Origin of the sequence: Lewinella sp. 4G2 (assembly GCF_001625015.1) — a bacterium.
Classification (GTDB): domain Bacteria; phylum Bacteroidota; class Bacteroidia; order Chitinophagales; family Saprospiraceae; genus Neolewinella.
This window is the reverse complement of record NZ_LVWJ02000014.1, coordinates 1781257-1801967: the sequence shown is the minus strand read 5'-3', so window position 1 is coordinate 1801967 and position 20711 is coordinate 1781257. Positions and strand designations below refer to the sequence as shown.

At 58.8% G+C, this 20711-nt stretch carries 13 protein-coding genes; 9 read left to right on the top strand and 4 right to left on the bottom strand.

Annotation, left to right across the window (positions count from 1 at the left end; genetic code table 11):
• The first annotated feature begins 31 nt into the window (after positions 1 to 31).
• The 5 genes from A3850_RS08070 (at position 32) to A3850_RS08050 (ending at position 7720) form a co-directional block, all read left to right on the top strand.
• Positions 32 to 2995 carry a glycoside hydrolase family 3 N-terminal domain-containing protein gene (locus tag A3850_RS08070; protein WP_068215428.1) on the top strand — a complete coding sequence of 988 codons (2964 nt, stop codon included), beginning with the start codon at positions 32 to 34 and terminating at the stop codon, positions 2993 to 2995.
• Positions 2996 to 3079: 84 nt separating this feature from the next.
• Positions 3080 to 4330, top strand: coding sequence for a metallophosphoesterase (locus A3850_RS08065; RefSeq protein WP_068215422.1), 1251 nt, complete (start codon positions 3080 to 3082; stop codon positions 4328 to 4330).
• Between the two features lie 72 nt (positions 4331 to 4402).
• Positions 4403 to 4813 (top strand): thiol-disulfide oxidoreductase DCC family protein, encoded by a 411-nt coding sequence (locus A3850_RS08060; RefSeq protein WP_068215420.1) that lies wholly within the window; start codon positions 4403 to 4405, stop codon positions 4811 to 4813.
• Between the two features lie 79 nt (positions 4814 to 4892).
• Positions 4893 to 6155, top strand: coding sequence for a LamG-like jellyroll fold domain-containing protein (locus tag A3850_RS08055; RefSeq protein WP_068215419.1), 1263 nt, complete (start codon positions 4893 to 4895; stop codon positions 6153 to 6155).
• A 335-nt stretch (positions 6156 to 6490) separates the two neighbouring features.
• Positions 6491 to 7720 carry a Gfo/Idh/MocA family protein gene (locus A3850_RS08050; protein ID WP_068215418.1) on the top strand — a complete coding sequence of 410 codons (1230 nt, stop codon included), beginning with the start codon at positions 6491 to 6493 and terminating at the stop codon, positions 7718 to 7720.
• Positions 7721 to 7748: 28 nt separating this feature from the next.
• On the opposite strand, the gene A3850_RS08045 is transcribed toward A3850_RS08050, so the two are convergent.
• The 4 genes from A3850_RS08045 to creD form a co-directional block, all read right to left on the bottom strand.
• Positions 7749 to 10271, bottom strand: coding sequence for a PIG-L family deacetylase (locus A3850_RS08045; RefSeq protein ID WP_068215417.1), 2523 nt, complete (start codon positions 10269 to 10271; stop codon positions 7749 to 7751).
• A gap of 349 nt (positions 10272 to 10620) precedes the next feature.
• Positions 10621 to 12432: a hypothetical protein gene (locus A3850_RS08040; RefSeq protein ID WP_157500985.1), complete on the bottom strand. Its 1812-nt coding sequence runs from the start codon at positions 12430 to 12432 to the stop codon at positions 10621 to 10623.
• A 275-nt stretch (positions 12433 to 12707) separates the two neighbouring features.
• On the bottom strand, positions 12708 to 14507 hold the full coding sequence (locus A3850_RS08035; RefSeq protein ID WP_068215413.1) for a hypothetical protein: 1800 nt from the start codon (positions 14505 to 14507) through the stop codon (positions 12708 to 12710).
• Positions 14508 to 14871: 364 nt separating this feature from the next.
• On the bottom strand, positions 14872 to 16269 hold the full coding sequence (creD, locus tag A3850_RS08030) for a cell envelope integrity protein CreD (RefSeq protein ID WP_068215411.1): 1398 nt from the start codon (positions 16267 to 16269) through the stop codon (positions 14872 to 14874).
• A 263-nt stretch (positions 16270 to 16532) separates the two neighbouring features.
• Between creD and A3850_RS08025 the strand changes: the two genes are divergently transcribed.
• From A3850_RS08025 to bamA, 4 genes are all read left to right on the top strand, one after another.
• The gene (locus A3850_RS08025; protein ID WP_068215408.1) at positions 16533 to 16799 is read left to right on the top strand and encodes a hypothetical protein; all 267 of its coding nucleotides are present in this window, start codon (positions 16533 to 16535) and stop codon (positions 16797 to 16799) included.
• The gene (locus A3850_RS08020; protein ID WP_068215403.1) at positions 16790 to 17185 is read left to right on the top strand and encodes a type II toxin-antitoxin system VapC family toxin; all 396 of its coding nucleotides are present in this window, start codon (positions 16790 to 16792) and stop codon (positions 17183 to 17185) included. The genes A3850_RS08025 and A3850_RS08020 overlap by 10 nt, the downstream gene beginning before the upstream one ends.
• A gap of 88 nt (positions 17186 to 17273) precedes the next feature.
• Positions 17274 to 18017 carry an isoprenyl transferase gene (locus tag A3850_RS08015; RefSeq protein ID WP_068215400.1) on the top strand — a complete coding sequence of 248 codons (744 nt, stop codon included), beginning with the start codon at positions 17274 to 17276 and terminating at the stop codon, positions 18015 to 18017.
• Positions 18018 to 18156: 139 nt separating this feature from the next.
• Positions 18157 to 20709 carry an outer membrane protein assembly factor BamA gene (bamA, locus tag A3850_RS08010; protein WP_068215398.1) on the top strand — a complete coding sequence of 851 codons (2553 nt, stop codon included), beginning with the start codon at positions 18157 to 18159 and terminating at the stop codon, positions 20707 to 20709.
• The last annotated feature ends 2 nt before the right edge of the window (positions 20710 to 20711 follow it).

The window sequence follows — 20711 nt, the reverse complement described above, 5'->3', positions numbered from 1 at the left end:
TACGTTTAGTCTTCCCAATAACTGATCCCAAATGACACGTATTCGCTGCTTTCTGTTTACTGCTGCACTCACCCTTTTCCTTGGCACCTGCGTCAGCGCCCAAATGCCCTACGTGGCGGACCTCTCGCGAATGACGCCGGAGGAGGAAACGGCCGTGATGAGCGTGCTGGACCAACTGAGTTTTGAAGAACAGATCGGCCAACTGATGATGATCCGCGCCCACTCCGACCTGGGGGCCGACCACATCGCCCACGTGAAAAGGGAGATCAAGGACTACCACGTTGGGGGGCTCTGTTTCTTCCAGGGGACGCCCGAAAAGCAGCTGGAACTGACGAATACGTACCAAGACCTGGCCCGCGTACCAATTATGGTGAGTATGGACGCCGAATGGGGGCTGGGGATGCGGCTGCCGAAGCAAACGATCAGCTTCCCGAAGCAGATCGCGCTCGGGGCCATCCGCGATAACCAACAGGTGTACGACCTGGGGAAAGAGATTGCCCGACAACTGCGGCGGATGGGCGTACACGTGAGTTTCAGCCCTGTGCTGGACATAAATAACAACCCGAACAACCCCGTAATCAACACCCGGAGTTTCGGGGAGGACCGCTATAACGTGACGATCAAGGGCTACCAATTCATGCGGGGGCTGCAGGAAAATGGCATCCTGGCCAGCGCCAAACACTTCCCCGGCCACGGGGATACGGGGGTGGATAGCCACTACGACCTCCCGGTGATCGCCCACGGGCGGGAGCGGCTGGATAGCCTCGAACTCTACCCCTTCCAGGCCCTCGTCCGCTACGGAATTGGCTCCGTGATGGCCGCCCACCTGCAGGTACCGGCCCTCGACGACCGGCAGAACCGCCCGAGTAGTCTGAGCCGCCCGATCGTCTACGATCTGTTGCGCAAAGACATGGGCTTTACTGGCCTCGTCTTCACCGATGGCCTCGAAATGAAGGGCGTAACGAAGCACTACGGTGACGGCGAAGTGGAGGCGGAAGCCATCGCCGCCGGCTCCGACATTTTGTTGCTCCCCGAAAGCACGCCGGATGCCTTCCGGGCCATTAAACGCTACGTCGAGGAAGGGCGCATCAGCCGCGAGGACATCCGCGAAAAGGCGCGCCGCATCCTACTGGCCAAGCACCGCCTCGGCATCCTGAAACGGGTGGACCGGCCCAGCCTCACCAACCTGCGGGGCAATCTCAATACCCCGGAAGCCTACGACCTCAAACAACGCCTCTTCGAGCACGCCATGACGCTGGTGCGGGACCAGGAGCGTCTCCTTCCCCTCAGCCAGCCGATGGGAGGTAAAGTGGTAGCCGTACACATCGGCCAGAACGCCCCCACCCCCTTTAGCCGCCGGATGAACGACTACGCAAAAGTGACCCACCTCAACGCGAGCTACGGGCTAAACGCTACGGATCGGGACCGCATCCTCCGCAACGTAGGTAACAACGACCGCGTGGTGGTGGCCCTGTACAGCGATGGTAGCCGTTTCCTCGAAAAAGTGCCGATCTCCAACGGTGTCCGTACCCTGCTCCGGCAGTTGGACGAGCGGGCCGAACTGGTCGTCTCCGTCTTCGGCAACCCCTACTCACTTAGCGAACTGGACGAGGTGCCAACCGTTTTGATGGCCTACAGCCGCGACGACGTTGCCCAGGACGCCGCCGCCAAGGCCCTCTTCGGTGCGAACAAGATCAATGGACGCCTGCCCGTAACGGCCAGCCCAACTAGCGCCTTCAACGCCGGCGTGGAGACGGCCGCCGTCTTCAAAATGGGCTTCGACGCCCCGGAAGCGGTCGGGCTGGACGGTAACCTGCTGACCGCCAAGATCGACCAACTCGCCCGCGAGGCGATGGCCAAAAAAGCTACCCCCGGCATGGTGGCCCTGGTGGCCCGCAACGGAAAGATCGTCTACGAAAAAGCCTACGGCCACCACACGTACAGCAAACAACGCCGGACTAAAACAACGGATATCTTCGACCTTGCCTCGGTGACTAAGGTGGCCGCGACGACGATATCCCTAATGAAATTGGTAGACGAAGGCCGGGTGAACCTGGACGTCCCCATCAGTAACTACCTCCCCGAAACGCGGGGCACCGCCGTAGAATTCCTTACCCTGCGGCCGATGCTGGCCCACCGGTCCGGGCTACGCAGCTGGATTCCCTTCTACAAGAATACCCTCGACGATAAGGGGCAGCCCAAGCGGCAGTGGTACAGCAACCGGCAGACGGGCGACTACGTCATTCCCGTTACCGACCGGATGTTCATGAAGGCGGAGTACCTCGATTCGATGTGGCTCCAGCTTTACACCAACGAACTTCCGAATAAGGGGCAATACCGGTACAGTGATCTCGGTCTTTACCTCTCCGCCCGCATCATCGACCGGGTGAGTGGGCTGACGGTGGACGAATACGCCGCGCGCAATTTCTACCGGCCAATGGGTCTGGAAACGATGACGTTTAATCCGTTGCGCACTTTTTCCAAAAACCGCATCCCGCCCACGGAGAAGGACACTTACTTCCGGATGGCGACCGTGCACGGGAGCGTCCACGACATGGGCGCGGCAATGCTCGGCGGGGTGAGTGGCCACGCCGGCCTCTTCGGTTCGGCGCGGGACCTGGCGACGATCTTTCAGATGTTGCTGCAGGAGGGGAACTACGGTGGCGTGCAGTACATCCGCCCCGAAACCGTCCGGCAATTCACGACTCGTTTCCCCGGTGAAACCCGGCGGGGCATCGGCTTCGACATGAAGCAACTCGACGAGGACAAGAGCCAGAACATGGCGCAGCAGGCCTCTGACCAAGCCTTCGGCCACCTAGGTTTCACGGGCATTTGCGCCTGGGCCGACCCGGTGGAGGATTTAATCGTGATTGTACTCTCCAACCGCACTTACCCCTCGATGAATAATAATAAGTTTGGCAAGTTGGATACGCGATTGCGGGTGCACGCGGCGGCGTACCAGAGTTTGTTGCCTTCGCGGACTTTTGGTAAATAGTATTTAGTAGGGTTGTCGGGTAGTAGCGTAGTGCTACCGTACTACCCGACTACCCGACTACTTAAACACCCTAAACCTTACACAGTGAAAAAGCTCAAAATTTCACTCGCCGTAATGGCCGGCTTATGCATTTTATTCCTGCTATTCGGGCTGTATCAGGTTAGGTACAACGGCACCTACGGCCGCTTCGATGGTTCGCTGCGGTATTTGAAGTACGATGAAGCCAATGACCGGTTTATATTTTTTGGTTTCTTGGATTACCAGCTCGACGGCATCGATGGCCCCATCGTAAAACGCCTCGGTGCGGATAGCCTGGAAATGGCGTACGTCGTTGGGGAAGCTTCCGAAAAATATACCGTCGTTAAATCGGTGTTGCCACTGAGGGATAGTCTTCAGTTTACGGTTAAGGTCGATAATACGGATAAAGATAAATTCACGGTTACGCTGCGCGGTACGCCTGAGTCGCGCCCGGTCGTGTATGGCCCACAACCCAAGTTACTGGCGCTTTCCGATATGGAGGGTAACTTCAACGCACTCTACGGCCTCCTCACCGCGAATGGAGTAATGACGGAGGATTACCGCTGGAATTTTGGGAACGGCCACGTCGTCTGCAATGGAGATTTCGTCGATCGGGGCAGAAACGTGCTGGCCTGCTTATGGTTACTGTATGAGCTCCAGGGCCAGGCGGAGCAGGCCGGCGGCAAACTACATTTCATCAACGGCAACCACGAACACTGGAATTTGACGGCCTACCCCAAAAGCGCCCATTCCCGTCTCATCGCTTTTGCTCAGGCGGCTACTGGGATTGAACAACCCGTACCCGCCTTTGCGGAATTGATGAACGACGAGAACATCCTGGTAGCCTGGCTAAAAAAACAACCTGTCATGCTGCAAATTGGCAATAAGCTATTTGTCCACGCCGGCATCAGTCCGGAATTCGCAAAGGCGGGCTGGGATATCGAAAAAGTGAATCAGGTTTTTTGGAACTCCATCGATGGAGGAGTCGAGAACGCCGAAACGGAGTTGTTGTACGATGACAAATTGGGGCCTCTTTGGAGCCGTACTATGGTCCGCCCCTACGGTGGAAAAGAAAAGCTATCCGACGCAGAGTACGCCTCCATTTTGAAGACCTACGGAGTAAACCACCTCATCATTGGCCATTCCATCGTAGAAGAAGTCTCCACCGACTACAACGGATCGCTATTCCGGATTGACGTGCAACACGCCGAAGAAAAATTCAGCGCGCAAACGCAGGGCCTGCTGTTTGAGGAAGGGAAGGCGTTTCGGGTGAATGCTTTGGGAGAGCGGGTAGTACTTAGTCGGGTAGTTGGGTAGTACGGTACTACCCGACTATAAACCGATCCAACCCCCCGTCCCTAAAGTCTGTTATTCATACCAAAAGCCCCCGTGCCCCAACCCTCTTCCCCTATCCTCTTCTTCGACGGCGTTTGCAACCTCTGCAACGGGGCGGTACAGTGGTTCCTCAAGAACGACCGGCTGGGTGAACTGCGTTTTGCCAGTTTGCAGTCCGACCTGGCGCGGGAATTACTGCCCGAGGCTGGCGTCGACCCTACCACGCTCGATAGTTTAGTGCTGTACCAGGATGGCCGCGCCTACCTCTACAGTGACGCGGCGTTGGGAGCCGGCCGGGAACTCGGCGGTCTCTACGGCAAGCTAGCCCGCGCGGGCGGTTTCTTCCCCCGGTTTTTGCGCGACGGGGTCTACAAATTCATTGCCCGCAACCGTTACCGGTGGTTCGGCAAACGGGAAGAATGCATGCTGCCTCGCCCCGAGTGGAAGGCGCGATTCGTCGGTTAATCCGCACTATTCTCTCCCGCCCGGGCGTTGAGTAACGAGCCGCAAAATCCCTTACCTTCGCGGCTCGTAATCCCAACGTATGCGCAATTCTTACCTCTTTCTGCTGAGCTCTTTTCTCTTTTTCGGCGCTGCCGCAGGTGCGGTGTACGGACAGGGGCCAACCGAAATCGGTTTGACCGCTCACTTCACCTTCGACGGTAACTTTGAGGATGCGACCGGCGATAGCCAGAACGTTGGGGTAGCCACCGGCATGCCGGAGTTTGGTTGCGGTGTATCGTCCAGCTCCCTTTCGCTGAATGGAGAAGACTTCCTCAGTATCCCCGGTGGCAATACGGGCAACGTTAACCGGGAATTTGATTCCGAAGACTTCTCGCTGAGCCTTTACTTCAAACCCATCGGCAACTCCACCGCCACCCAGTTCCTGGTCTCCAAACGGGATACGAACTGTATGGACGGGAAGTTCTTCACCCTTCGCTACGCCCCACTCACCCGCCTGATTTCCCTCACGCTGCGGCAGGATAACCAGGAAGCTCGGATCGACCACCAGATCACCAACGAGAACTGCTGGCAGCACGTCGTCATCACCCGCGAGCTGAACAGTGTCAAGCTTTTCATCAATACCGAGGAAGTGGGGGAAGCCCGGACGGCCAGCCGCGTCGATATCGAAAACACGGGGGAACTCACCATCGGCTCCACCAATTGCCGCAACAACGGGGAAGTCCCCTTCGAGGGCCTCATCGATGAGCTCCGCGTTTACGGGCGGGCGCTCTCCACCAACGAAGTGGCCGGCCTCTACCTGGCGCCCGATCGCATCCAAAACGATACCCGCCGGATCTTCCTCGGTGAAGAGGTACCGATCGACCTAAACAGCCCCTGCGGCGTCCTCTTCAACTGGACGCCCACGGAAGGCGTGGATAACCCCGCCATTGCGGAACCGACCATCACGCCGGTGCAGGCCGGCACCCAATCCTTTACCGTCTCCATTGAAGATGCGGAATCCGGCTGCGTGGCGCGGGACAGCATCGTCCTGCAAGTTATCGACCCAGAGTTGCTGGATTGCTCGGAGGTCTTTTTCCCTACGGCCTTCACCCCGAATGGGATCGGCCCCACGGCCAACGAAACCTTTGGCATCTCCAATCCCTTCGCCGTTTCAGAACTCCTCAGCTTCGAGATCTACGATCGGTACGGCGGCCAGATGTTCAAGTCCGACGATGCCTTTGCCCGTTGGGATGGCACCTTCAACGGAGAACCCGTCGAGCCCGGTATCGCCGTCTGGCGGGTGGTTTACCGTTGTGAGGGGGTGGAGGAAGTCCGTTCGGGGAGTGTGGTGGTTTTGCGGTAGGGGGGGGGCCACGTTTCGGCCGTGAATGATACGCCCGTGACGTCTCTACGCCTGTGACGTCTCCCCTCTCCTTTGGACCACGAAGTAGCCGCGAAGCGAAAGGGGCCGGGGGAGAGGATTACGCGATCCGATGTTTCCTGAGGTAAGAGACATAAACGAGGGGAAAACGAAAACGAGAGGGAAAACGAAAACAAACGAAAACGAGGGGAAGCATGAGCTTCGCTGCTGCTGGCGCGGTCCCTCGCTACGATAGACGCCCCTCCGGGACTAGCTGTAGTGCGCGAATTATCGGGCTTGCGCCCCCCATTCCATCCACGTGCAATACCTTAATGGCCATGAACCGTCGCCATTTCATTACCGCCACGCCCGTCTTGCTTACCCTTCCCGCCCTGCACCCGCGGCAGCGCCGGAAAACGGAACACCGGGTCGTGCTCATCGGGACGGGGTGGTATGGGAAGATGGACCTCTTTCGCCTGCTGCAGGTAGCCGAGGTGGAGGTCGTCGGGCTGTGTGACGTGGATAGCCAGCAACTGGACGCGGCTTACGAATGGCTGCGCGAACGCCACCCAGAGCAGCAGCCGCGGCGCTACGCGGACTACCGAGAAATGCTCGCCACGGAAAAGCCGGACATTGCCCTCATCGAAACGCCCGACCACTGGCACGAGAAGATGGCCCTGGACTGCCTCGCCGCCGGCTGCCACCTCTACCTCCAAAAACCAATCAGCCGGACGGAAAAGGAAGCGAAGCGCATCCTGAAGGCCGCCCGAAAGTCAGACCGGACCGTGCAGGTGGCCCTGCAACGGCGCAGCACGCCCCACCTCCTGGAGATGAAGGAGCAATACTTGGATTCAGGAAAGATTGGCACCATCCACCACGTAGAAATGAGTTGCTACTACCACATGCGCGACCGGGCCGTCAGAGAAATTCAGGAAGTGCCCGCTCACTTCAACTATGTAGCCTGGACCGGGCCAGCCAAACGCCTCCCCTTCCGCGGCATCCCCCACCGGCGATGGCGCGCTTTCCAGGAATATGGCAATGGCATCGTCGGTGATATGTGCGTCCACTACTTCGATTGCGTGCGCTGGCTACTCGGGCTGGGCTGGCCGGAACGGATCTCCAGCACCGGCGGCATCTACGTGGATACGGAAGCGGACGCCAATACGACGGACACCCAAACGGCCATCTTCGAGTACCCGGAGCACCGCTTGAACGTCCACTGGACGCACCGCGCCTGGGGTGCCGCACCCGACCCGGACTGGCCCTGGAGCTTCACCCTCTACGGAGAAAAAGGCACCCTCCGCGCCAGCACCCTCGGCTACGAGTGGCGACCGGGAAAGGGCCGCGAGGAGGACGAAACCGTTTACGTAGGGGCCACTTTCGAGCGGGAAGCCTTCCCCGAAGACGTCGATGAAAAAGATATTGAGCTACACGTAGCCCCCGCCGTGCGGGCCCACTTCGTGGATTTTTTGGAAGCGATCAAAACCGGCCGGAAACCCGTGGCGGACATTGAAGAGGCTTACATTTCTACCGTCTGTTGCATCCGAGCTAACGAGTTAGTGGGATAGCATTTGGCACGAAAGGGAGATGCTACGCTTAAGGCTTCACTCCACTGAGGCTCACCATATTCACGAAGAGCCGGTAAGCACCGGGTACGCCCGCCGGTAATTCCCGAAAGAAGCTGTACCCCGTATACACGTAGTGGCCATCGCCGTATTTGGCGACCAACATTCCCCCGTCGTGCGGTTCTTCGCCGGGGTCGTTGGAGCTGAGGATGGGCGTGTACTGATCGTCCCAACTGCTGGGGAAATAGAGGCCACGTTCCTGTACCCAGCCGTCAAAATCGGCGCTGGTGATCTTGTTGGGGAAGTTGAGTACCGGATGCTCGGGGGCGAGGATGCGGACCTCCGCTTCTTCCACCGTAGTACGGTCACGGCTGAGCTGGAAGGGATAAGGACCGATCTCCGTCTGGTCCATCTTCAGCCCGCGGCTGGTGTTGTACTGGACGACGACCGTGCCGCCGTTCTTCACGTATTCCAGCAGGCGGGGGTTGTAATTGGCCATGTTGGCTTCCACGTTGTAGGCGCGGATACCAACGACGATGGCATCGAAGCGATCCAGGTTCCCGGTCGCCAGTTGCCCGGCGTCGAGGGTCGTGACGCGGTAACCAATATTGGTCAGGGCTTCGGGGATGGCATCGCCGGCACCGGGTACGTACCCGATGTTCCGGCCCGCCATTTTCAGGTTGAGTTTAGCGACGGGGGCGGAGGCATCCAAGTCCGCCAACTGGGTCGGCAAGTGAGGGTGATCGATCGTAACTAGCTTACGCGTGTAGCCTTCTTCATTGCCATTCAGCCGGACAAGTGGGACGATCATACCCTGAGCCTGGCCCTCCGGCGGGGTCAGTTTGAACACGAAGTATTGTTCCTCGCCCTTGCGGGTCGTCTTGAAGTTTACCTTTTCCGGAGTGGCCTTCCAGTTGCTGGGGGTGCAGAGTTCGACGGTGCCCTCCAGGTCCGCCGCAGCGGCGGTCACCTTTACGCGGATGTCGCTCGCCTCCGTACCGGTGAACAGGTAGCTGCTCTCGTCGAGTTCGGTGAATACGGGTGGGAGCACCTCCAAGGGTTGGGCCTGTTCTCCCTTCACCGGGTCGGTGAAAGCGTAGCGGACGGGCCGCGTCAGGGTTAGTCTGGTCCCGGCCACGTCCATCATAAAGTGGGCGGAGATGGGGTCGGGGCTTTCCCCGCGGCCGCGTTCCAGCTGGTCTTCGACGGTGTACATGCCTAGTTTCCAGTTGTCCCGGAGCCAGTAGGGAGTACTCACCGGCTGGTCGTCCTCGACCTTCATTTTCAGTTCGGCCGTAAAGGGTTTGCCCGCAACGATGGGTTTGTTGACGGTCGTGCGGTTACTCATTTGGCTGGGCGTATCGTACCAGTAAGTGATGAGGCGGACGGGCACGTCGCTCCGGTTTGCCGCTTCGATCTTCAGGTCGACTTCCGCGCCGGGGGTGGTGATCGGGTCGTCCACGGAGGCGCTGAGGTAGAGCCCCAACGCGCCGGCGACCAGCTCGTCCAGCTCAGCCAGTTTGACCCTTTTGTAGTGGCTGTCGCCCAGTTTTTCCATCATGGCGCGCACGTTGATCAGCGCCGGTACGGAAGCCGCAGGGTCACTGAAATCGAAGTTGCGTTGCACCTGCGCCAGCGCCTGACCGATGGCGGCACCGCCCGGGATGCGGTTCCAGCTCACGTCGATGTTGCCAAAAGCTTCGCCTTCGACGTCATTATCGTCGCCCTTCAGCAGTTCGAGTTGCTCGATAGATTCGCCGCGGCGGCCCCGGCTACCGAAACCCTGGGATTTGTGCTGGCTACGGCTGCGCGCTGCGATCTCGGATACACTTTCGCCGAGGATGGGCAGGTATTCGTTTGCGTCCAGCTTGATGATCTTGGTGGTGTCCATGTGCTCGGGTACGCCGCGCCAGGTGTAGGCATTCCAGTAGATGCGACGGGGCTGCCAGGGCTCTACGTACGCCAGCTGCTCGGGGTAAGCGTTCTTATCGCCGGCCAGGTCGAAGGCTTCCATGCCGATCATCGCCGAGGCCGTGTGGTGGCCGTGGGTGGTGCCGGGCGCGCGGGGATCAAAACGGAGCACGATCACGTCGGGCCGCCACTTGCGGATGACCCAGACGGCGTCGGCAAGTACGTCGTCCTTATCCCAAATATTAAAGGTTTCGTCGGGGTGCTTCGAGTAGCCAAAGTCATTGGCGCGGCTGAAGAACTGCTGCCCCCCATCGATGCGGCGGGCGGCTAGGAGTTCCTGCGTCCGGGTCAGGCCCAGGAGTTCGCGGATGTCTGGTGCGATGAGGTTCTGCCCGCCGTCGCCCCGCGTCAGGCTGAGGTAGGCCGTTTCCACCTTTTCAACGTTGGCCAGGTAGGCGATGAGGCGGGTATTTTCGTCGTCCGGGTGCGCGGCCATGTACAGCGCGCTGCCGAGTACCTGCAGCTTCTCAATCCCCGCGTACAGCTCGCCCGAAGTAGGCCGTTTCGCCATTTGGGCGCTGACGCTGGTGCAAAGAAAAAGGGATAAAAGACCGGTCGCGAGGGAAAGGAAGAATCTATTCACGTGGGATGGGGATACGTTTGGCTCGATGGGAGGACAAGGTAGCCCGCGCGAAGGTTTAGTCGTGGGGAATTAACGAGTTGTTGGGCTGAGTGCGACAGTCTGTCGTCGGCCGGCCACCCACCGTCGTCGGACGATTCACCAAGAATTTGCGATAGCAAATGCTTGGTTTCGTCCGACGACTGAATGGGTTGACAGGGTTGGAAGTGCCTCATTGTTAAATCTGCTGAATTACTCACTTACTAAGTCGTCGGACGAAGCTGACCCTTCGCTGCGCTGCGGGCCAGTGATTCGTCCGACGACTGGAAGGGTTGGCTGCGGGCCAGTGAATCGTCCGACGACTGGAAGGTCCTTAAAACTTAAAGCGATACCCCACCGATAAACTGATCGTACTCGCTCGGGTGGTGTTGGACGTTACCTCCCGGTCCTCAAAGGCCGCGCCAAAGGACTGCAGGCGGACGCCGGCCGTTAGCGCGCTGTTGCTACTGAGTTGGTACTCCCCCGTCACCTGAGCGAGGACGCCGATACCGGAGCGGCGGCCGATGTAGTAGCCACCCCCAACCTGCTGCCAGGCGTCTCCGGTTTTGACGTGCGCCTCCCCACCACTGGTGAGGTTGAGGCAGGGGCCAGCCTCAATCATCAGGCCGTACCTGTTGCCCTGTAGCCGGTAGCCGACCAATACGGGGAGGTCGATACTCGTCAGCCGGTTATAGTAGCGAGTTTTGGAGGTGATGGTTTGGGTGACCTGAACTGGCCCAGTCACTTCCGTCCGGCTACCATCGGGGTTCTGGATTATCTGGATGACGGCCATCTCGGTAGTGGTCTCCGTCCGCGTTGATTCAGAGGAGACTTTGGAGTTGATGACGGTCGCCGCCAGCCCTCCGCGGATACTCATCCCCCGCGCCCGGTGGTACCCGGCCAGAGCTTGTACCGTAATTGCTTCCAGTGATTTTTCATCGTTACCGCCTCCGGAACGAAGTGGCAGGCCAAGGGCGATCGCGGGCTCTGCCGTCCAGTAAATGGGATTCTCCTTGCGGCGCAGTCTTCTGGCTTCGCGGCGGGCGAGTCTGGCGGCGCGGCGCGCTTCCCGGCGGGCGAGGCGGTCGGCCTTGCGGAGGGCACGGCGCGCCAATCGTTCACTCCTCCTGGCTTCGCGGGCGGCCAGCCGGGCGGCACGGCGGTCATTGGCTGCTTGGCGGCGGGCCAATCGCTGGGCGAGTTTGCCTTCTTTGCGGAGGCGCTGTGCGGTGAGGCGAGCCAATCGCGCTTCCTCTTTACCGGCGCGTTTAGCCGCTTTGGCCGCCAGGCGTGCTGCCTTAATGGCTTCTCGTTCCGTGCGCTTTGCTGCCTTGGCCGCTAAACGGTCGGCGTTGCGGGCATCCCTAGCTGCGCGCTTAGCTAACTTGCTGGCTTCCCGTTCCGTAGCAGCGAGGCGGCGGGCTTGCCGTCGTTCTTCCCGGGCCTGGTTGCGGGCCACGAGGGCGTCGCGGCGGGCTTTTCGGTTGGCGGCCTGGCGATCCTTACGTCCAGCGGCGTAGACGATCCGGGCGGCCCGGCGGGCAGCTTTAGATTCTTTTTGCAGCCGCGCCCGGGTGATCCGTTCCAGGCGAGCGTTTTCCTTAGCCTGCTGGGCGAGTGCCTTCCTTTCCGCAGCGGTGAGCCGGGGCGCGGGTGGCCGCGCGATGGGGACAGGCCGGGCGGGAGTGGCGGCGCGCATTGCGGCTGCAGCGCGAGCCCGTTTTTCTTCTGCTTCTCGTTTAGCGAGGGCGCGGGCAGCATCGGCTTCCCGTTGCTTGGCCAGTCTGGCAGCTTCAGCTTCTCGTTTAGCGAGGAAAGCGGCGCGTTTCTCTTCCCGGATCCGTTGCTCCTCCGCGCGCTGGGCAAGAAGTTTAGTTTGCTCCCGTTCGGCTTTGGCGCGGGCCAGCTCCCGCTTGCGGGCGGCGCGGGCTTCCTTGAGGAGTTTGCGTTTATTGCCCTTGGTGAGGTCCCCCCGTTCTGCGGCCAGTTCCGCAAGGCGCTGGCGGCGGCGTTCCAGGCGGTCGGCCAGGGCGGCGGCTTCCTCGGCTTTTTTAGCTTCGGCAGCGCGTTGTTTATCCTCGCGGCGGCGACGGGCCTCATCGCTGTCGGGTGGGACGAGGCCTAGCCGGGTATGCTCCACAATCACGGCGGCGCGCGCCTTTTCAGCCTGAGAGGAGGCCGGAAAGGCTTCGTCGGGTTCTCTTTTAGGAGCGGGGGGGGTCGAGTCCAGGACAGCGACAAGTATCGTACTGGCCGGATGAATCCCAATTATTTCAACTGGGCTTCCGGCTAAGTGAGTTGGTAGCGAGAACAGAGCAACTAGCAGGGTGGTAAACAAACAGTGCGGCCGGGCAAACTTTGCCCAGCCTCTCCCAGCGGGAGCCCACCAAAAGTGGTCGGCGACTATGGTCACCGGCCGGATCATAGCGCTAAGCGGAAAGCTACCTGTACGTCGATATCCGCCAGTTCTACTGTTTGCGCAACGTCGTTCTGGAGATTCATCCGCACGCCAAAGTTGCCTTCAAACAACATTTCATCCGCGGCGAAAGTGGTGCCCTTGATCTCCAGGTCCTGCTCGGGATTGACGTACACTTTGCCGTTGCCGTATTCCTGGCCGGGCAACAGGCGGTAGATGGCCGCAGAGGCTGCTTCTCCGGGTGCACTGGGGTCACTGAACTGGAGGAACAGGCTGTATTCCTCTCCTTCGTAGACGCCGGCGGCGCGGACCAACCAGTCGAACTCACCGTTATCCGGCCAGTAGATCGGGGCCACTTCGGTGACGGGAATATCTACCCCACCAATCGTCATCGTGAAGTATTCGTCGGCTTGGAGATCGCCGCAGAGAATGAATTCGGTGGGCATTTCCTCTTCGGCCGTCCGGCGAATGACGCGTGAGGCTGCCTTGTAATCATTGGTGAAAGCCTGGAGAAGCATATCGTCGCCGCTACAGTCGACGACGTTGATGACCGTGCTGCCTTCGTTGGATGGAGCGAAATATTCACCGCCGTTGCCACCGTTGCCACCGACCCAGATCTCGGTCTGCGCGATGTCGGGCAACGCGGAACCACTACAGTCACGGACGGTCGCCATGAAGACCGGGCTGGTCAGGTCCACGGTGATCTCCCCAATATCGCGGGAGGTGTTGGAGTCCACCGGCTCAACGGCGAAGAGGTAGGTTTCCTCGGTGCAGGGGTCGGTTACGTTGAAGAACAGTGGGACCTCAGCGGCGACATCGACGCAGAAGAAGCCGTCACAATCGACGCGAGCCGCGGCACAGCTCATGCCTCCACTCAGCGAGACCAGGAAGGGGGAGTGCGTGAGGGGCAGGCCGGCGGGGTCCACGAAGCGGCCACAGATCCGCGTTACGGGGTGGGGTACATCGATGTTACAGGTGGCCGAACGGGTGATGTACACCACGTAGCAGCCGGGTGCGAGGGTGGCGAAACCATCCTGGAGCCAGAATCCGTTGGGGTCCAGCGTCCAGAAGGGAACTTTAGTAGGCGCGCCGGTTTCGGTATCGGGGTTGATCGGCATCCGGACCTCTGCGGGGGTGCTGGCGGCCAGGGCCAGTGGGGTGCCATCGGGTGCTTCGAGGGCGATATCCATCATCCCGTAGCTTTCGAGGGCGGAGGTAGAGCCATCCGCGTTGCGGGCCAGGAAGTTGCTGGCGCTGTTGAGCATTTCGTCGGCGTCCTCGGGCGCGTCGTGGTTGACGTACACTTCCACTTCACCATCGTAGGCGGCGCCATCGGCTGTGGTGACGATGGTGTTCGGGGCCAGGGTGACGGAGAAGTTCTCCCCCAGGTCAATGCTACCGCCCGCGGCGGGGTCGATCTTACCGGCGCTGACCTTGGGTTCCATCACGAAAGTTTCGCGCAGTTCGCCGCCGGCGGAAGGCATCAGTACCCGGTGCTCGGGCCAGAAGCCCGGTTTGGTTACGGTGACCGCCGTTCCGTTTGGGTCCAGATTACTCGTAGGGATGGTAATGGTACCGTCCGGATTAATCTCCGCGGCGGAGGGCATCCCGGTGAAGGCGACGTCCTTGAATGCTTCCTGCCCGCGCTGCGCGTTCACGGTTGTGATCGTTGCGGTAATGATGGAGGGCGTTGGTACTTCTCCAGTGACGGTACTGGTCACGGTACCTTCTTCCCGGCAGGAGGTGAAGGCAACGAAGCAAAGAAGCGTAGCGTAGAGGAAAGTATTTCTTAGTGGGGCAGACATCGTGCGTGGGTTGTGGAGTAAATCGCTGCATAAGGTAACGGCTGGTCCGCAATTAGACAAGCCGCCGGAGCCTGGGAGGGCACCTAATAACTGGTAGACGTGGTGGTGGGGTGGTTTTGATAGTGGGTTACGAGAAAATTTGTGAAAAATGCTAGCTATTCAGGGCGCTGCCGCGGGTGCAGTGTGTTCGGGCAAGTAAATAGGTGGTGACCTAATTAGTTACCGGTCGATCCTTGTGAGTATCGGACAATCCCTAATTAGGACGTTCGATCCTAAGTGTCTTCTATCCTTAACCCCGCACCTGCGGCAGCGCCCAAATGAATCGGCTGCCGCAGGTGCTTGGATGGAGCAACAATTTGAATCGTTATTCCTCTAACTTCTTCGCCCCACCCAAATTATACCAGTCCACGTTCCGCGTGAGGTACATGATGACGGCGAGGATCAACAGCAGGCCGAGGGAGCCGACGAGGAGGGCAAAATCCTGCAACTGCAGCAAGCTGTAGAAGAAGACGTACAGCACGATGAGCAGGCCGGCGACAAGACCGGTGAGTTTGAAGTTGCGCAGGACGGCGTAGCTGTAGCCGGTGATGAGCAGGGTGATCGCCGCGGCGCTGATCCAGTAAGCCAGGGCGAAATGCTGGTGCTCACTGATGGAAAGGAGCAACACGTAAAATAGGATGACCGCCGCCCCAATGAGGATGTACTGAATGGGGTGGACCCGCTTCCGGTTGAGCACCTCGATGAAGAAAAAGGTCAGGAACGTGATGATGATGAACAGCAGCGCGTAGTTGGTGCTGCGGTAAATTTTGCTGTACTCATCCACTGGTAAAAGGAGGCGGACGCCAAAACGGTCTTCGCCGTAGGAAGTATTGGCCCCGTCAATACCGTAGTCGTAGCGGGAGTTGACGTTGAAGCGCGGCGTGTAAGCCCCCGTCCCCTGCTGCGGGTAATTGCGGTTGAGTTGCAGGACCTCCCAGGTGGCGACGAAGCCATCCGCCGTGACTTCGGAGGTCTGAGGAAGGTAGGTGCCGGCAAAACTGGGGTCCGGCCAGGCGCTGGTGATCTCTACGGAGGTCTTGACGCCGAAGGGGCGGAAGTAGAGCCCCGAACTGCCGTTGAGGTTAAGGGCAAAATCAAAGGCTAGTTCCTCTTCCTCACCCGTCACGGTGATGGGCGTATTGGCGCCGCTGGGGAAGATATCCTTGGTGATGGTGCCCGGCCCGAGGGAGTACGTATCGTCGGCGAGTTGAAGATCGATCTCGGCGTCCACCCCGGTCATGTCGCTGATGCCAACGGTGAAGATGGCGTCCTCCCACTGCAGGGCGTCCTCCGGAATGCCGAGGGCGGCGGCGTTGAAGCCGGAGAACTTCCCGGAAACGCGGAACTGGGTATTGTAGAGAACGGCCACGAAAATCCCCCGCTTGCGTTGTTCGGGGACGAGCTCGCCCTTCACGTCGATGGCATCCGGCAAAAAGTGGGCGTATCCAGTATACGGGGTGGAGACGGGCTGCCCCGCGGCGTTGGTGGATTCAATGCTGTATTTATAAGGTACGGAGATGACCGGCCCGCCAACGGTTTGCTCGCCGCCGAATTTGGCCGCGACCTCGTCCTGGGCACTGTCCCGCAACCGCCGCCGGTCGCTGATGAGTTCGTCCACTAAGAAAGTCGGGATCATCAAAAGCAAGATGATGAAGCCGATGATGGCGAGTTTGAGGGTGAGGCTGGTTTTGGTCCAGGAAGTGAAGCGGTCCAGGGTGGTCATGCGTAATTCTTTAGTTCTGCGCCGGGTGATTTAGGGTTAAACGGGTGGCGAGAAAGATGGAAGCAAAGATAGCTTTGTTTTTCAAAGTTCTTTAGGTGGATTAGGATTCGTGGGGGTTGGGGGAGGATTTGCGGGTTGCGAGTTTAAAGTTGCGATTGGCGAGTTGCGAGAATCAAGTCGCTAGTGAGTAGTGCACCCGTGGTAGTGTTGGAGCAACTTTGCTTAACTTAGTTTCGTTTTCAGTTACCTAATTACTAGCTGCCATGACTCTACAAATTGACCTGCTTGATGAAAAAGGAATGGAGATTCTGAATGGCTTGCAGAAGCTGAACGTGATTAAGATTCATCCCTTTCGTGAAGACTCGGCAACAAACACTTCGACTTTAGATGGAACGACTAAATTAGAGGTAGAGCCGAAGTGTGATGAGCAAGAAGAGTCAATACTCGATTTCATCGGTGTTTGGGGTACAAGCAAAACGATTGAAGAGACGGATGCAGAAATCGCTGAAATGCGTGCTGGATGGCTATAACTCATTTACTCGATACTAACATTCTGATTTACGCCATGCGTAATCAGATTCCTGCATCTGGGCTGGCAATACTTCAACAATTTCGAGACTCTGGAGATGCAGCCATTTCAATCATAACTGAAATAGAAGTTCTGGGTTTCTTTAATGGAACCGCGGCTGATTTTGCAGTCAGCCAAAGGCTAATTGCTACTATGCAAGTACTTTCATTAGATGAGGTTACTAAGGACCTTACTATCCAGCTTCGCAGAAAATATAGGATCAAACTCCCTGATGCCGTCATTGCTGCAACGGCAATAAGGCAGAATGTCACCCTTGTTTCGCGGAACGACAAAGACTTTCTACGCATCACTGAGTTACAATACAAGAATCCGTTCCCAATTATTTAGTCTTCCTGATTTCTTAGGACGATCCGGTTCAAACGCTCAGTCCCACGGACTAATAATCCTTCGTACCTTCGCGGCCCGTAACAAAGCCATGAGCGAACTCAAAGCCAAGATCGACAAGGACCACCTGCCGCGCCACATCGGTGTGATCATGGATGGTAACGGCCGGTGGGCCCAGGGGCAGGGAAAACCCCGCGTCTTTGGCCACCATAGTGCCGTCGAGGCCGTGCGCGCGACGGTGGAGGGCTGCGCCGAGCTCGGTGTAGAGTGCCTTTCTCTTTACGCCTTCAGCACCGAAAACTGGAGCCGGCCGGAGATGGAAGTCGGTGCCCTCATGCAGTTGCTCATCGATACGATCGGATCGGAGATGAGTACGTTGCTGGAGAACGACATCCGGCTACGGGCCATTGGGGATACGACCCAGCTGCCCGAGGCCACACAGGATGCCCTCAAGTTTGGTATTGCCCAAACGGCTAAGAATAAGGGGATGGACCTCATCCTCGCCCTCAACTACAGTGGTAAGTGGGACCTCACGAGCGCCATCCGCCGGATTGCCCGGGAGGTGGAGGCTGGCCGGCTGGACGCTTCGGCGATCACCGAAGAGGTCATCCACCAACAACTGAGTACGCGGGAATTTCCGGACCCGGAGCTCATCATTCGTACGAGTGGGGAGCACCGGCTGAGCAACTTCTTTTTGTGGCAGGCGGCCTACGCGGAATTTTACTTCAGCCCCGTGTTCTGGCCGGAGTTCCGCAAACCCGACCTGCACGCGGCCCTGATCGACTTCCAGCAACGGGAGCGACGTTTTGGCCAGACATCCGAACAACTCACCTAGCCCAACCAACCTTATCCCGACCTTTACGGTCCCTTCCCAAGAATTAAAAACAGGCCTCGCCCCCGGCCGCTCCCCCCTTTCCCAATTGCCTCGCACCTGCGGCAGCGCCCACCTACGGGAAAGAAAATAAAAGCAACGAATGAGACTAAGCATTCTACTTCTTTCACTCTGCTGCCTGTTCGGGACGGCAACGGTCGCCGCCCAGACGGATTCCCTGAATCTGCCGGTCTACGACTACTCCAACCCCGGCGAATACGAGATCGGCGCCATCACCGTAAAGGGTGCCTTTTTCGCCGAGCAGAACGCCATCATCGGCGTAACCGGCCTGAGCGTTGGTGATAAGATTCGCGTCCCCGGGCCGGATATTCCCCGCGCCATCAAGAATCTGTGGCGGCTACGGCTGTTTACCGACGTACGGATCGAGCAGGAAAAAACGATTGGCGACGTGATCTTCCTCGTCGTCCGCGTGACCGAACGGCCGCGCTACCTGCGCCACAGTTACGAAGGCGTGAAGCAGGGCAAGCACGAAGACCTCAACGAGATCATCAACACCTTCATCGTCCGCGGCGGCATCGTCACCGAGGACGCCAAGGTGAATGCCGCCGAAGGGGTGCGCAAGTACTTCATCGAAAAGGGCTACCTCGATACGGAAGTGGACGTGCGCGAGATCGTCGATTCTTCCCGCGCCAATAGCGTCCGCCTCGTCTTTGACGTAGAGCAGAACGACCGCGTCAAGATCGACGCCATCAACTTTACGGGCAATACGGACGTCAAGGACAAGAAGCTGCGCAAGCAGCTGAAGGAGACCAAGCAGGTCAGCAAACTCAATATCTTCCGCGGTTCCAAATTCCAACCTTCCCTGTACAAGGAAGATAAGGACGCCCTGATCGCCTACTACAACACCCTCGGCTACCGCGACGCGCGCATTTTGGACGATGAGATCACGCGGGACGAGGACGGCAACGTCGTCCTGAACATCGACCTCTTCGAGGGTAACCAGTACTACTTCCGCAACATCACGTGGAAGGGTAATTCCAAGTACGACGATGAGACGCTGTCGCGGGTGCTGGGTCTGGAAAAGGGCGATGTATTTAACCAACAAGAATTGCAGGAACGGCTAACGTTTAGCCAGACCAACAGCGACGTATCGAGCTTGTACCAGGACGATGGGTACCTGTTCTTCAATATCGAACCCACCGAAATCGCCATTGAAGGTGACTCTATCGACGTGGAGATGCGTATTTTCGAAGGCCCACAGGCGACGATCGATAAAGTGATCATTGAGGGTAACGACCGGACGCACGAGCACGTGATCCGCCGGGAAGTCTTCACCCGCCCCGGGCAGAAGTTCTCCCGTTCGGACATCATCCGGTCCCAGCGGCAGATCATCGCCCTGGGTTACTTTAACCAGGAGGCGCTCGGCATTGAGACCCCCGTGAACCCGGACCGGGGGACGGTGGACATCAAGTACGTCGTCGAAGAAAAGCCTTCCGACCAACTCGAGCTTTCCGCCGGTTGGGGTGGCCGCCAGGGCATCATTGGTACCCTCGGGGTGACGTTTAACAACTTCTCGATGCGGAACATCTTCAACCGCGAAGCCTGGCACCCCCTCCCCCAGGGTGATGGCCAGCGACTGAGCCTCCGCGCCCAGACGAACGGGCAGTTCTACCAGAGTTACAACGCTTCCCTGACCGAGCCTTGGTTGGGCGGTAAGCGGCCGACTTCGCTGACGGCGTCGCTCTTTTACAATAAGTTCGACATTGGTTCGCGGGCCGTACCCAACAAACTCATCATCCAGCAGGCAGCCGTTAGCTTCGGTACCCGCCTCCGGTGGCCGGACGATAACTTCGTCTTCCGCGCCGGCGTCAATATGCAGATCTTGACGCTGGAAGGCTGGCGGCAGAACTTCCAGACCGACGAGGGCGTCCAGCTGCGGACGGGTAACTTCAACAACTTCTCCGCTCAATTCACCCTCAGCCGGACGACGGCTACGGACCCCATCTTCCCCAAGGAGGGCTCCAACATTGAGTTGACCGTAAAGCTTACCCCACCCTACCGCCAACTGGGCCTCGTGGATAGCGACCCGGAGCAGTTTGAAAGCGTTGCCGATCAGTTCCGCTTCCTGGAATACCACAAGTGGCGTTTTAATGCGGATTGGTACACCCCGCTGGGGGGCAAGTTCGTCCTGAAGACGCAAGCCAAGATTGGTTTCCTCGGTGCCTACGACGACGTGGTGGGTGTTTCCCCCTTCGAGCGTTTCCGCCTGGGTGGCAACGGTATCAACAACCAGCAGGCCAGTTTTGCCGGGGTGGACGTCATCAGCCTCCGGGGATACAGCGAGAACGAGTTGCCTAACAACTTCATCCGCAACCCCGTCACGGGCCGTCGGACGGACAACGCCACGCCGATCTTTAGCAAGTACACGGCCGAGATTCGTTACCCTATTTCGTTGAACCCGAGCAGTACCATCTTCGTACTGGCCTTCGCCCAGGGGGGTAACTCCTGGCGGACTGCGCGGGACTTCAACCCCTTCGATCTCCGCCGTTCAGTGGGCTTCGGCGCCCGGGTATTCCTCCCGATGTTCGGTACGCTCGGCTTTGACTGGGGCGTAGGTTTCGATAAGGATGCGGATACTTCGGACAATGGCAATTTGAGCACGTTCAACGTCATCCTCGGCTTCGAACCGGAGTAGTT

What these genes read in the sequence shown, in the direction of transcription:
- A3850_RS08070 (WP_068215428.1), top strand. Translation starts at nt 32, where the DNA reads ATGACACGTATTCGCTGCTTTCTGTTTACTGCTGCACTCACCCTTTTC.
- A3850_RS08055 (WP_068215419.1), top strand. Translation starts at nt 4,893, where the DNA reads ATGCGCAATTCTTACCTCTTTCTGCTGAGCTCTTTTCTCTTTTTCGGC.
- A3850_RS08050 (WP_068215418.1), top strand. Translation starts at nt 6,491, where the DNA reads ATGAACCGTCGCCATTTCATTACCGCCACGCCCGTCTTGCTTACCCTT.
- A3850_RS08035 (WP_068215413.1), bottom strand. Translation starts at nt 14,507, where the DNA reads ATGTCTGCCCCACTAAGAAATACTTTCCTCTACGCTACGCTTCTTTGC.
- creD (WP_068215411.1), bottom strand. Translation starts at nt 16,269, where the DNA reads ATGACCACCCTGGACCGCTTCACTTCCTGGACCAAAACCAGCCTCACC.
- A3850_RS08025 (WP_068215408.1), top strand. Translation starts at nt 16,533, where the DNA reads ATGACTCTACAAATTGACCTGCTTGATGAAAAAGGAATGGAGATTCTG.
- A3850_RS08020 (WP_068215403.1), top strand. Translation starts at nt 16,790, where the DNA reads ATGGCTATAACTCATTTACTCGATACTAACATTCTGATTTACGCCATG.
- A3850_RS08015 (WP_068215400.1), top strand. Translation starts at nt 17,274, where the DNA reads ATGAGCGAACTCAAAGCCAAGATCGACAAGGACCACCTGCCGCGCCAC.
- bamA (WP_068215398.1), top strand. Translation starts at nt 18,157, where the DNA reads ATGAGACTAAGCATTCTACTTCTTTCACTCTGCTGCCTGTTCGGGACG.